Annotated in this window: 11 protein-coding genes; 10 read left to right on the top strand and 1 reads right to left on the bottom strand. The window is 63.4% G+C overall.

Translation table 11 applies throughout. The features are described 5' to 3' along the window. Window positions 1-2 precede the first annotated feature (2 nt). On the bottom strand, window positions 3-374 hold the full coding sequence (locus tag BLT09_RS29245; RefSeq protein ID WP_413468395.1) for a VWA domain-containing protein: 372 nt from the start codon (window positions 372-374) through the stop codon (window positions 3-5). A gap of 121 nt (window positions 375-495) precedes the next feature. Here BLT09_RS29245 and BLT09_RS29240 point away from each other — a divergent pair, with 121 nt between their 5' ends. The 10 genes from BLT09_RS29240 to BLT09_RS29195 all read left to right on the top strand — a co-directional run bounded on the left by BLT09_RS29240 (window position 496) and on the right by BLT09_RS29195 (window position 12,307). Beyond that, a complete protein-coding gene (locus tag BLT09_RS29240) occupies window positions 496-1,470 on the top strand; it encodes a sugar-binding transcriptional regulator (RefSeq protein ID WP_027152561.1) in 975 nt (324 codons plus the stop codon). Window positions 1,471-1,514: 44 nt separating this feature from the next. Then, the gene (locus tag BLT09_RS29235; RefSeq protein WP_091599906.1) at window positions 1,515-2,960 is read left to right on the top strand and encodes an ABC transporter substrate-binding protein; all 1,446 of its coding nucleotides are present in this window, start codon (window positions 1,515-1,517) and stop codon (window positions 2,958-2,960) included. 198 nt (window positions 2,961-3,158) lie between these two features. Beyond that, window positions 3,159-4,082, top strand: a complete 924-nt coding sequence (locus tag BLT09_RS29230; protein WP_091599904.1) for a carbohydrate ABC transporter permease — start codon at window positions 3,159-3,161, stop codon at window positions 4,080-4,082. Window positions 4,083-4,091: 9 nt separating this feature from the next. Next, window positions 4,092-4,949 carry a carbohydrate ABC transporter permease gene (locus BLT09_RS29225; RefSeq protein WP_023800184.1) on the top strand — a complete coding sequence of 286 codons (858 nt, stop codon included), beginning with the start codon at window positions 4,092-4,094 and terminating at the stop codon, window positions 4,947-4,949. A gap of 6 nt (window positions 4,950-4,955) precedes the next feature. Next, complete coding sequence (locus tag BLT09_RS29220; protein ID WP_091599902.1) at window positions 4,956-6,074, top strand: ABC transporter ATP-binding protein; 1,119 nt, start codon at window positions 4,956-4,958, stop codon at window positions 6,072-6,074. Beyond that, a complete protein-coding gene (locus BLT09_RS29215; protein ID WP_091599900.1) occupies window positions 6,071-7,195 on the top strand; it encodes an ABC transporter ATP-binding protein in 1,125 nt (374 codons plus the stop codon). The genes BLT09_RS29220 and BLT09_RS29215 overlap by 4 nt, the downstream gene beginning before the upstream one ends. Next, window positions 7,195-8,748: an FGGY-family carbohydrate kinase gene (locus BLT09_RS29210; RefSeq protein WP_091599898.1), complete on the top strand. Its 1,554-nt coding sequence runs from the start codon at window positions 7,195-7,197 to the stop codon at window positions 8,746-8,748. Before BLT09_RS29215 ends, BLT09_RS29210 begins: the two co-directional genes overlap by 1 nt. A 10-nt stretch (window positions 8,749-8,758) precedes the next feature. Then, window positions 8,759-9,799, top strand: a complete 1,041-nt coding sequence (locus tag BLT09_RS29205) for a 2-hydroxyacid dehydrogenase (RefSeq protein WP_091599896.1) — start codon at window positions 8,759-8,761, stop codon at window positions 9,797-9,799. A gap of 49 nt (window positions 9,800-9,848) precedes the next feature. Continuing rightward, the gene (locus tag BLT09_RS29200) at window positions 9,849-11,366 is read left to right on the top strand and encodes a glycerol-3-phosphate dehydrogenase (RefSeq protein ID WP_091599894.1); all 1,518 of its coding nucleotides are present in this window, start codon (window positions 9,849-9,851) and stop codon (window positions 11,364-11,366) included. After that, window positions 11,366-12,307, top strand: a complete 942-nt coding sequence (locus tag BLT09_RS29195; RefSeq protein WP_091599892.1) for a sugar phosphate isomerase/epimerase family protein — start codon at window positions 11,366-11,368, stop codon at window positions 12,305-12,307. Before BLT09_RS29200 ends, BLT09_RS29195 begins: the two co-directional genes overlap by 1 nt. The last annotated feature ends 140 nt before the right edge of the window (window positions 12,308-12,447 follow it).

Below are 12,447 nucleotides of genomic sequence, written 5' to 3'. Positions count from 1 at the left end.
GCTCAGTCGTCCGCCCTGGGAGCCTCGGTCTCGGCGCGAACCAGCTTGATGTCGGCGCCCGCGGCCCAAGCGCCGATATCTTCCCGGCGCAATGCCGCCGCCATCATGTCCGGAAACAAATCCGGCGTGCAGGCGAAGACCGGAATGCCCAGTGCGGCAACCGAACCTGCCATTGCCGGATCATAGCCGGGCCGGCCTTGGTCGGTCAGTGCCAGAAGCACGACGACATTGACGCCGGATCGAACAAGCGCCGCCAGCCGCCGCAGCAATTCCTGGCCATTGCCGCCCTCGTAGAGATCGGTCACCAGCACCAGATGCGACTTGGTTGGCCGCTCGATACGGTCGGCGCAATTCAGACTGGCACCGCCCTGCACGATGGCTGCTTCAGCAGGCCTTTTTTGCCCTCTCAAGGTGATTTGAACGCTGCGGCGCTTGACTCCTGCGACACCTTGTGAAAAATTTTGCATCACCTGATAAAAATATCTTAGGGCGGAAATGGTTGGTTTTGGAAACGGCCTCCTGCGCGACGATGAAACCAGTATGGCGACGCGCGCCGCCTGGCTCCATTATGCTGGCGGGCTGACCCAGTCGGAGGTTGCCAAGCGGCTTGGCCTGACCAGCCTCAAGGCGCATCGCCTTATCACCAAGGCCAATCAGGAAGGGCTGGTCAAAGTCTATATCGACGGCGAAGTGTCGGAATGCGTCGCGCTTGAAGACGATTTGTCCAGCCGCTACGGCCTCGACTATTGCGAGGTCGTTCCCGACTTCGATGGCGAAGACTTGCCGCTCAAGGCGCTCGGCATCGCCGGCGCGCAGTTCCTCAAGCGTGAGATCGAACGCGGCGAGGATACGCTGATCGGCGTCGGCCATGGCCGCACGCTCGCCGCCTGCGTCGAATATCTGCCGCGCATATCGGCCGAAAAGACCCGCTTCGTTTCGCTGCTTGGCGGCCTGACGCGCAAGTTCTCGGCCAATCCGCACGACGTCATTCACCGCCTGGCCGAACGGACCGGCGCCGAAGCCTATGTGATGCCGGTGCCGATGTTCGCCAACACGGTCGAGGATCGAACCGTGCTGCTCGGGCAGAAGGGTATCAGCGAGGTTTTTGATCTCGGCAAGGCCGCCGACCTGCTCATCGCCGGCATCGGCACTGCCGAGCGCGAGGCGTCGCTGGTCGCCACCGGCATGATCGAGAAGGGCGAAATGGAGGAGATCCGCCGCAACGGCGGAGTCGGCGAGCTGCTCGGCCATTTCTTCGATGACGCTGGAAAGGCGGTCGAGACGACGCTTTCCAACCGCGCGCTGGCACTGGCGCGCGAAGACATCAGCAATCGCAGGATTGTCGCCGTTGCCGGCGGCAAGGTGAAGGTTCGTGCCATCAAATCGGTGTTGGAGGGTCGCTATCTCAAGGGCCTGGTCACCGATGAGCGGACGGCGCGAAAACTCGTGGAGCAGACGCCGGTCGGGTAGCCGGCAGCCATTCGATTGAAACTACCCTGTGGAGGAGAAGACAAATGCATGAGAAAGAAAAAGACCTGATCGACGCGTTCCTGCGCGGACAAGTCGATCGTCGTGGGCTGATCAAGGGCCTTGGCGCGATGGGCCTTGCCGCCGGCACGGCCGGAACGCTGCTCAATCTGGGGCAGACCCGTGCGCTGGCGGCGGACTTCGACTGGCAGGCGCACAAGGGCAAGACCATCAAGCTCTTGCTCAACAAGCATCCTTACGCGGATGCGATGATCGCCAACCTTGAAAACTTCAAGAAGTTGACCGGCATGGAAGTCGTCTACGACGTCTTCCCGGAGGATGTCTATTTCGACAAGGTCACCGCTGCGCTGTCGGCCAGCTCGCCTGAATACGATGCCTTCATGACCGGCGCCTACATGACCTGGACCTACGGCCCGGCCGGCTGGATCACCGACCTCAACGAATGGATCAAGGATCCGACCAAGACCAATGTGAACTATGCCTGGGACGACTTCCTGCCCGGCGTCAGGAAGTCCTGCGCCTGGAACGGTCAGCCTGGCGGCGTGCTCGGTTCCGACGACGCCAAGCAGTGGTGCATTCCGTGGGGCTTCGAACAGAACAACATCACCTACAACAAGGGCATGTTTGACAAGGTCGGGGTCAGTGTCCCCGGCAATATGGACGAGATGGTCGCTACGGCGGCCAAGCTCACCAAGGATGTCGGCGGCGGCGTCTACGGCATCGGCGTGCGCGGTTCGCGCTCCTGGGCGACGATCCATCCCGGCTTCCTGTCGGCTTATGCCAACTTTGACCAGAAGGACCTGAATGTCTCGGCCGACGGCAAATTGTCGGCCGCGATGAACACCGCCGAATCCAAGGCCTTCCACAAGCAGTGGGTCCAGATGATTCAGGAGAGCGGCCCCAAGGACTGGTCGACCTACACCTGGTATCAGGTCGGCACCGATCTTGGCGCCGGCGCCTCGGCGATGATCTTCGACGCCGACATCCTCGGCTACTTCATGAATGGCGGCGACAACAAGATGGCCGGCAAGCTCGCCTTCTCCGCCTTCAAGGCCAATCCCGCCGCCAAGGCTCCGACGCCCAACATCTGGATCTGGTCGCTGTCGATGTCTAATTTCTCCAAGGACAAGGACGCCACCTGGTACTTCATGCAATGGGCATCAGGGCCCGAGCATGCACTGTTCGGTGCGACCGAGATGGACTTCGTCAATCCGGTGCGTCAGTCGGTCTGGAACGACCAGATGTTCCGCGAGAAGCTGAACAAGAGCTATCCGGGCTATGTCGAGATGTTCGACGTCTCGGCGCCCGGCGCCAGCATCAAGTTCACCCCGCAGCCGCTGTTCTTCGATCTGACCACCGAATGGGCGGCGACGCTGCAGAAGATGGTGGCCAAGGAAGTGCCGGTCGACGAGGGCCTCGACATGCTGGCCACCAGCGTCGACGGCCAGCTCAAGGAAGCCGGGCTCGGCTGAGTCCTGGCGGCCGGCCGGCCCGCTGCTGCGGGCCAGCCGGCCATTCCACTGCGAAGCGGCGCCCGGAGCATCGGACCCAAACCGGTTTTGGGAAATTCCGATACTCAAACACTGGCGGTGCCGCCACTCGCCCAACCGGCCGCCTAGCTCCCTGGGCGGCCGGCAGGGCGAAGCAACAGAGATGACGGGTGAGCCACGATGACTACGGCGACAATGCAAAGAAACAGGCCTTCCGGCTTCAGGATCAGCAAGAAAGTGCTGCCCTATGTGCTCAGCCTGCCGGCCCTGCTCGTCTGCATCGGCATCCTGATCCCGTTCTTCACATCGGTCGTCTATTCGTTCCAGCGCTACCGGCTGAGCCAGCCCTGGGCGCGGCAGTTCAACTGGGGCGACAACTATATCTCGTTTTTCACCGACCCGAGGTTCTGGAACACGCTGGAGATATCGCTGCTCTATGCCGGCATCACCGTGCTGCTTGAACTGCTTCTCGGTCTCGGCATCGCCATGCTGCTGCAGAAGCGCTCGACGCTGAACAACTTCATCTCGATCATGCTGTTGATGCCGCTGATGACAGCGCCGGCGCTTGCCGCGCTGATGTGGAAGCTGATGACCAATCCCGGCTTTGGCGTGCTGAGCTACCTCGCCAGCCTGATCGGATTGCAGGATTTCCGCTGGGCTTCGTCGCCGTCGACCGCGCTTTTCACGGTGGTGCTTGTCGATATCTGGGTCTACACGCCCTTCATCATGATCCTGCTGCTTGCCGGCCTGCGCAGCCTGCCGACGCAGCCCTTCGAGGCGGCGGCACTTGACGGCGTGCCGCGGAGTTTTGTGTTCTTCCGCATCACCTTGCCGATGCTGACGCCCTACATCCTGACGGCGACGCTGTTTCGCCTGCTGGATTCCATCCAGCAGTTCGACATCATCTATGCCATGACCCAGGGCGGTCCGGGCGACACGCTGACCGTCTTCCAGGTCGAGGCCTATCTCAATTTCTTCCAGTCGACCAATGTCGGCCGCTCGGCGGCGCTGATGATCATCCTGTGGGCGATCACCTATTTCCTCTCGAACATCTTCATCAAGAACTGGCTGCGGCTGCGCGAACGCGCCCGCGGCCTGGCATAGGAGGCCGGGATGGAACACACCTCGCTTCTCGAACGCATCCTGCGTGGCATAGCCCTGACGTTGGTCGTGATCTTCTTCATGTTCCCGATCGTCTGGATCCTCATGATGTCCTTCCAGACCAACGAGACCATCCTGCGGATTCCGCCGCAGCTTGTCTTCAAGCCGACTCTGGCCAACTACACCGCGCTGATCACCGGCAAGCTGACCACGGCGGCCGGCACACTCGACATCGCCTTCATGCGCAACCTGTGGAATTCGGTGTTCCTGTCGGTCACCTCGGTCGCCGTCGCGCTGCTGCTCGGCGTCCCCGCCGCTTACGCCTTTGCCCGGCACAAATTCCGCGGCTCGGAGGACATCGCCTTCACGCTGCTGTCGTTCCGGTTCGCGCCGGCGCTGCTGGTGCTCCTGCCGCTCACCCTCTATTTCCAGAAGCTTGGACTGGCCAACACCTATATCGGGCTGATCTGGGTCTATCAGCTGATCTGCCTGCCGCTGATCCTGTGGATCGTGCGCGGCTATTTCGAGGACATCCCGGCCGATATCGAATACGCCTATCGCATTGCCGGCCATTCCTGGTTCGCCACCTTCCGCAAGATCGCGCTGCCGCTCGCCGGCCCCGGCATCGCGGCTGCCGGCCTGCTCGCCTTCATCTTCGCCTGGAACAATTTCATCTTCGCGCTCGTGCTCGCTTCGGCCGACAAGCAGCCGGTGACGGTCGGCGCGCTCGCCTTCATCACCTCCTCCGGCATCCAGTACGGCCAGATCTCGGCAGCGATCGTGCTGTCGATCACCCCGACGCTGGCGCTCGCCCTTTACGCGCAGCGCTATCTCGTCGAAGGCCTGTCGCTCGGTGCGGTGAAAGGATAGCTCCCGATGGCCAGCCTCGAATTGCGAAATGTCGTCAAGCGCTACAAGAGCCAGACTGTGCTCGACAATCTGTCGTTGAGCGTCGCCGACGGCGAAACCCTGGTCCTGTTCGGACCGTCCGGCGCCGGCAAGACGGTGCTGCTGCGGCTCGTCGCCGGCGTCATCGACCCTGATGAGGGAAAAATCTTCATCGGCGGCGAGGACATGACCGATCTTGACGCCGAGTTCCGCGGCGTCGGCATGGCATTCCAGAATTTCGCGCTGTTTCCGCACATGACCGCCTTCGACAACATCGCCACGCCGCTTCAGGCCAAGCGATCGTCGCAAAGCGCGATGAAGGCGGGTGTCGAGAGCGTCGCCAAGCTGCTGAAGATCGGCCACGTGCTCAGCCACAAGCCACGGGCGCTGTCCAACGGCCAGAAGCAGCGCACCGCGCTCGCCCGCGCTCTGGTCGGCTCGCCGCCGGTGCTGCTGCTCGACGATCCGCTGCGCAACGTCGATGCCAAACTGCGCTTCGAGATGCGGCTCGAACTGCCGAGGCTGCTGGCAGATCGCGGTGCGACCGTCGTCTACGTCACCCAGGACTACAAGGAGGCCATGGCGCTCGGCGATCGCATCGCGGTGATGTCGCAAGGCGTCATCAAGCAGCTCGGCACGCCCGAGCAGATCTATCGCGAGCCGGCCAACATCGAGATCGCGCGGCTGTTCGGCGATCCGACAATCAACCTGCTCGACGTCAAGCCGTCGCGCGATGCCAAGGGCATCTATGTCGGTCTGTCGAATGTCCAGGTCCATCTGACCGGCGCCTATGACGCCACGGTCGGCCGCGATTGCGTGATCGGCTTGCGGCCCGAAGCGCTGCGCTTCGTCGACGAAGGAACATCTGCTGCCATTCCGGTGACCGTCGAGGCGGAGACGCCGCTCAACGAAAAGATCGTCACGCTGGTGCGCACCGTGCGCGGCCGCGAAATCCTGGTCTCCCGGCCGGCCGGAACAGCGGGTCAAACCGAGGGCAGGGCCCATATCGCCGTCGACGGCAAAAGCGCCCTGCTGTTCGATCGTGCCAATGGCGACCGTATCGGCTCGAAAAACGTCGTCAATTTGCGCAGCGGAGAAGCGGCATGAGCCAGAGCGCACTCACCATTTCCGGCGTCGACAAATTCTACGGCCCGATCGACCGAGGTGTGCACGCCGTTCAGAATCTGACAATGGAAATCGACAAGGGCGAGATCGTCGCACTGCTCGGCTCGTCCGGCTGCGGCAAGACTTCGACATTGCGCATGATCGCCGGCTTCGAAGAGGTCTCGCGCGGCAGCATTTCGGTTGCCGGCCGCAAGGTGCACACGCTGCCGCCGGTCAAGCGCAATGTGGCGATGGCGTTCGAGGGCTATTCGCTGTATCCGCCGCTGACCGTGCGCGAGAACATGGCGTTTGCCCTGAAGGCGGCCAGGCTGCCGAAAAGTCAGGTCGACGCGAAAGTTGCCAGCATCGCCAAGCTGCTCGAGATCGAGGACATTCTTGAGCGCTATCCGAGTTCCATCTCCGGCGGCCAGCAACAGCGCGCCAGCCTCGGCCGGGCACTGATCCGCGAGGCCGACCTGCATCTGCTGGACGAACCGATGGGCCAGCTCGAGCCGCAGCTTCGCGCGGTGCTGCGCGGCCGCATCAAGCACTTCATCAAGGAGCGCGGCTTGACCGCGATCCTGGTCACTCACGACCAGACCGAGGCCAATGCATTGGCCGACCGGATCGCGGTGATGGAAGGCGGCGTGCTGCAGCAGTTCGATACGCCCGATATGCTCAAGCAGCGGCCGGCCAACCTGTTCACCGGCACGTTCGTCGGCGAGCCGCCGATGAATGTCTTCGAGGCCTATGTCGGCACGGCCGCCGACAAGATCAATCTGCGGCTGCCCGACGGGCTTTCACTCGACTATGACAAGGACGCGTTCAGCGGCTCGGTTCGCGACGAATTGCTCAAACGGCAGCGGGTCGTCATCGGTGTCAGGCCCTATGCGGTTCGCCGCTCGAAGGACGGCGTGCCGGCTACGGTTTCGGCCAACCAATGGCTCGGCGACCAGACCCATATCGCGGCGGATTTCGCCGGCGGCTCGCTGGTCCTGGTCGAACATGACCGGACCCGGCTGGAGCTTGGCGCGCCGATCAACATCAGCATCGATCCGAAAAATCTGCACGTCTTCGATCAGGCCAGCGGCATGGCCATTTCGCACGGCATGGAGCTTGCCTGATGCGGGATGTGCTGATCGGCATCGACGCCGGCACGTCTGTCATCAAATCCGTCGCCTTCGACACGGCGGGCCGGCAGCTCGCGGCCGCGGCGGTGCCGAACCGGTACGAGACCTTGCCGGGCGGCGGCGCCGAGCAGGATCTGGCACGCACCTGGACCGATACCGCGACCACATTGCGCCAGCTTGCCGACAAGGTGCCGGACCTCGCCAGCCGCATCATTGCGATCGCCGTGACCGGGCAGGGCGACGGCACCTGGCTGATCGACAAGGACGGTGACCCGGTCGCCAAGGGCTGGCTGTGGCTCGACGCGCGCGCTGCCGCCATCGTCGAGGAGATCCGCGCGCGCCCCGATGACCGGCTTCGTTTCGAAAAGACCGGCAGCGGGCTCGCCGCCTGCCAGCAGGGGCCGCAGCTTGCCTTCATGAAGCGCAACGCGCCTGACAGGCTTGCCGGCGCCGCGACAGCGTTCCATTGCAAGGACTGGCTCTATTTCAACCTGACCGGCGAACGCGCCACCGATCCTTCCGAGGGCACCTTCACCTTTGGCGACTTCCGCACCCGCGGCTATTGCGACGAGGTGCTTGAGGTGCTCGGCGTCGCCGACCTCAGGCATCTGCTGCCGCCGATCGTCGACGGCACCAGGCATAGCGCCGGCCTGTCGGCGGCGGCTGCCAAAGCGACCGGGCTGCTTTCCGGTACGCCGGTGGTACTGGCCTATGTCGACGTGGCCTGCACCGCGCTCGGCGCCGGCCTGCTCGACCGCGAGCGCAAGCCTGGCTGCTCGATCATCGGCTCCACCGGCATGCATATGCGGCTTGCTCAGACGCCGGACGAGGTGCTGCTCAACGAGGCCAGGACCGGCTACACGATGACGATGCCGGCGCCCGACGTCTTTGCGCAGATGCAGTCGAACATGGCAGCGACGCTCAACATCGATTGGATCCTTAGCCTCGCCTCCGGCATACTCGCCTCGCAAGGCATCACCCGCAGCAATGGCGAGATGATCGCGTTGGTCGACGAATGGATATCGTCATCGGAGCCGGCCTCGCTGCTCTATCAGCCCTATGTGTCGGAGGCCGGCGAGCGCGGGCCGTTCGTCGATGCCAATGCCAGGGCCGGTTTCGTCGGCATCTCGTCGCGGCACGGTTATGCCGATATGGTTCGCGCTGTTTTTGAGGGGCTGGCATTCGCGTCGCGGGATTGCTACGCCGCCATGGGGCCGCTGCCGAGCGAAATCCGGCTGACCGGCGGCGCCGCCAGAAGCCCGGCTCTGCGCAAGATCCTCGGCGCTGTCGTCGGCGCCGACATTCGCACCAGCCAACGCGAGGAAGCCGGTGCCGCGGGCGCCGCGATGATCGCTGCGGTCTGCGTCGGCCAATACAGTTCGATGGACGAATGCGTCGGCGAATGGGTCACGCCGCTGCTGGGCGCGGCGGAACCGAGCGACCGAAAACTTGCCGCGATCTATGAGCGGGCGGTTCCGTCCTACACATTGGCGCATGAGGCGCTGCGGCCGGTCTGGCGGTCGATGGCCGCGTCCAGGGCAAACTGAGAAGTCGAGCATGCGTAAGAAGATTGCAATCATTGGCGACCGCTTCATGCTTCCCGAGGTCTTTCGCGAGAAAATCGAGAAGGCCTGCGGCGCCAATCTCGACGTTCGCACGCTTGAGGCGGCCTGGCCCGACGAGCCGATGGAATTCGGCAATGCAGCGCTCGGCCTCGACAAGGTGAAGGAGTATTTTGGCGATCCGGACGAGGTGGTCGATTTCATTGGCGACGCCGAGATCTTCGTCACCCAGCTTGCGCCGCTGTCCGAGACCATGATGCAGCGTCTGCCTGCGCTGAAGCTGGTTGCGGTCTCGCGCGGCGGCCCGATCAACATCGACATGGTTGCCGCCAGGGCCCACGGCATCACCGTCGTCAATGTGCCCGGCCGCAATGCAAGTGCTGTGGCCGAGTTCACCATCGGCGCGATCCTTGCCGAGACGCGGCTGATCCGGGTCGGGCACGAGGCCTTGCGCAAAGGGGAATGGCGCGGCGATCTCTACCGGGCCGACCGTACCGGCCGTGAGCTCAACGAAATGACCGTCGGCGTCATCGGCTACGGCAATATCGGCACCAAGGTTGTCCGCTTGCTGCGCGCCTTCGGCTGCCGCATCCTGGTCACCGATCCCTATGTGCAACTGAGCGCCGAAGACCGCAATGACGGCGTCGAACTGGTCGCGCTCGACGATCTCCTGTCCCGCTCCGATGTGGTCACGCTTCATCCCCGGGTGACCGAGGAAACCCGCGGCCTGATCAACAAGGACATCATCGCCCGGATGAAGCCGGGGGTGATCTTCGTCAACACCGCGCGCGGGCCGCTGGTCGATTACGACGCGCTCTACGATGCGCTGGTCTCAGGCCATATCGGCAGCGCCATGCTGGAGACGTTCGCGGTCGAGCCGGTGCCTGCCGACTGGCCGCTGCTGCAGCTTCCAAATGTCACGCTGACGCCGCATATCGCCGGCGCTTCGGTGCGCACGGTGACCTATGCGGCCGAGCAAGCGGCCGAAGAGGTGCGCCGCTTCATCGTCGGGCTCCCGCCGGTCAACCCGTGCTGAAGGTCGCGGCAGCCATGAAACGCAATCCAGGCATAGAGGATCCGGCGAGATGAGCGGCGCCACTGAAATCGTCGATCTGTTCGTCATCGGCGGTGGCGTCAATGGCGCCGGCATCGCGCGCGACGCAGTCGGCCGCGGGCTTTCCGTCATCCTGTGCGAAAAAGACGATCTCGCCGAAGGCACCAGTTCGCGATCGGGAAAGCTCGTCCATGGCGGCCTGCGCTATCTCGAATACTACGAATTCCGGCTGGTGCGCGAGGCGCTGATCGAACGCGAAGTGCTGCTTGAATCGGCTCCGCATATCATCTGGCCGATGCGCTTCGTGCTGCCGCACAGCCCGGACGACCGGCCGGCCTGGCTGGTCCGGCTCGGTCTGTTCCTCTACGATCATCTTGGCGGCCGCAAGCGGCTGCCGGGCACCCGCACGCTCAACCTGCGCACCGCGCCCGAAGGCGCACCGATCAAGGATGCGTTCAAGCGCGGTTTCGAATATTCCGATTGCTGGGTCGACGACGCCCGTCTCGTCATCATCAATGCGCTCGATGCTGCGGAACGGGGGGCCAGGATCTTCACCCGGACCGCCTGCACCGCCGCCCGCCGTGAAAACGGCCTGTGGTCGGTCGAGATGCGCGACAGCCGAACCGGCGTCAGGACCACAGTTCGGGCGCGTGCGCTGATCAACGCCGCCGGTCCCTGGGTCAACGACATCATCAACCGCGTGGCTGGTCAGAACTCCAAGCGGAATGTCCGGCTGGTCAAGGGCAGCCACATCGTCGTGCCGAAATTCTGGGAAGGGCGGCAGGCCTATCTGGTCCAGAACAGCGACAAGCGCGTGATCTTCATCAATCCCTACCAGAACGATCTGGCCCTGATCGGCACCACCGATATTCCCTATGATGGGCGGCCGGAAGACGTAGCGGCGGATGCCAGCGAGATCGACTACCTGATCAAGGTGGTCAACCGCTACTTCAAGCGCGAACTTGCCCGAGACGATGTCATCTACTCGTTCTCGGGTGTCAGGCCGCTCTATGACGACAACGCCGACAATCCGAGCGCGGTGACGCGCGACTATATTTTCGAACTCGACGCATCATCCGGGCAGCCGCCGCTGCTCTCCGTCTTCGGCGGCAAGATCACCACCTTCCGCAAGCTGGCCGAGCATGCGCTGGACCGGATCGCGCCGTTCTTTCCGAAAATGGGCAAGCCGTGGACGTCGAAAGGACATCTGCCGGGCGGCGATATCGCCGACGCCGACTTCGAGCAGTTTCTCGGCGACCTCGGCCGCGAATATCCCTGGATGCCGGCATCGCTGGTCAAGCAGTATGGCCGGCTCTACGGCACCAGGACGCGCGTTCTGGTCGGTGCGTCCAGGTCGCTCACCGAACTGGGCCGGTGCTTCGGCAAGGATTTTTTCGAACGCGAAGCCAGTTATTTGTTCGAGCATGAATGGGCGCTGACCGCTGCCGATATTCTCGAACGGCGCACCAAGCACGGCCTGCATCTGTCCGCCGCGGAAAGAGCCGCCTTCGAGGACTGGTGCGTTGGCCGACTGGTGAGGGCAGGCTGATGACTTTTACGCTTTCCCTCAACACCAATCCGCTGGTCAACCGTTTTGCCGAACCGGACGATCTGATCGACGCGATCGCCTACGACATCGGCATCCGGGACGTGCAGCTCACGCATGAATTCGTCAATCCCGGCTGGCCGGCGGCGACGATCTCGAAATTCGTCCGCCTGTTCCGCACGGCGCTCGACCGCACCGGCGTGCGCGTGACGTCCGGGATGACCGGTCCTTACGGGCGGCTCAACCATTTCGGCCATCCCGACGCCGACGTGCGCCGCTACTACGTCGATTGGTTCAAGACCTTTGCCGACATTTCGGCCGAGCTCGGCGCCAGCGGCATGGGCACGCAGTTCGCGATCTTCACGCACCGGGATTTTGACGATCCCGAGCGTCGCGCGCGGCTTTTCGAGATCGCGCTGGAATGCTGGCGCGACGTCGCCGAGCACGCCAGGGCGGCCGGTTTGACCTATCTGTTCTGGGAGCCGATGTCGGTCGGCCGCGAATTCGGCCATACGATCGAGAGTTGCCGGGCCCTGCACAACGAGATCGAAGCGGCCGGCATGGCCATCCCGCTGAAGATGATGGTCGATATCGACCATGGCGACGTCACCTCGAGCAATCCGGACGACATCGACCCCTATGCCTGGGCCGAAGCCTTTCCCACGGTATCGCCGATCATCCACATCAAGCAGTCGTCGATGAACAAGGGCGGCCATTGGCCGTTCATCGCCGCCTACAACAAGGACGGCCGCATCACACCGGAAAAATTGTTGGAGACGGTTCGCCGCGGCGGCGGCGTCGACAACGAGATCTGCCTCGAACTGTCGTTCCGCGAACGCGAGCCGGTCGACCACCAGGTCGTCGCGATGATCCGCGAGTCGGTCGATTATTGGGCGCCGTTTATCGAGACCGGCAGGGCGGCGATTTTGCCGCGAACAGGATAGAACCGGCGGCGAGTCCCCCTCACCCGGATTGCCAACCGAATTGCAAAGGGCAATTCGGGGCAATCCGACCTCTCCCCGAGGGGAGAGGAGATCGCCAGCGTTGGCGCTAAGCCTCTTCTCCCCAGCGGGGAGAAGGTGGC

This window comes from Mesorhizobium muleiense (assembly GCF_900099905.1).
GTDB classification, from domain to species: Bacteria; Pseudomonadota; Alphaproteobacteria; order Rhizobiales; family Rhizobiaceae; genus Mesorhizobium; species Mesorhizobium muleiense.
Note: the sequence above shows the minus strand (reverse complement) of the source record. Positions and strands in the feature narration are given on the sequence as shown.

Coding starts and splice junctions, on each gene's coding strand:
- BLT09_RS29200 (WP_091599894.1), top strand. CDS start 9,849: ATGAGCGGCGCCACTGAAATCGTCGATCTGTTCGTCATCGGCGGTGGC.
- BLT09_RS29230 (WP_091599904.1), top strand. CDS start 3,159: ATGACTACGGCGACAATGCAAAGAAACAGGCCTTCCGGCTTCAGGATC.
- BLT09_RS29205 (WP_091599896.1), top strand. CDS start 8,759: ATGCGTAAGAAGATTGCAATCATTGGCGACCGCTTCATGCTTCCCGAG.
- BLT09_RS29225 (WP_023800184.1), top strand. CDS start 4,092: ATGGAACACACCTCGCTTCTCGAACGCATCCTGCGTGGCATAGCCCTG.
- BLT09_RS29210 (WP_091599898.1), top strand. CDS start 7,195: ATGCGGGATGTGCTGATCGGCATCGACGCCGGCACGTCTGTCATCAAA.
- BLT09_RS29195 (WP_091599892.1), top strand. CDS start 11,366: ATGACTTTTACGCTTTCCCTCAACACCAATCCGCTGGTCAACCGTTTT.
- BLT09_RS29235 (WP_091599906.1), top strand. CDS start 1,515: ATGCATGAGAAAGAAAAAGACCTGATCGACGCGTTCCTGCGCGGACAA.
- BLT09_RS29240 (WP_027152561.1), top strand. CDS start 496: ATGGTTGGTTTTGGAAACGGCCTCCTGCGCGACGATGAAACCAGTATG.
- BLT09_RS29220 (WP_091599902.1), top strand. CDS start 4,956: ATGGCCAGCCTCGAATTGCGAAATGTCGTCAAGCGCTACAAGAGCCAG.
- BLT09_RS29215 (WP_091599900.1), top strand. CDS start 6,071: ATGAGCCAGAGCGCACTCACCATTTCCGGCGTCGACAAATTCTACGGC.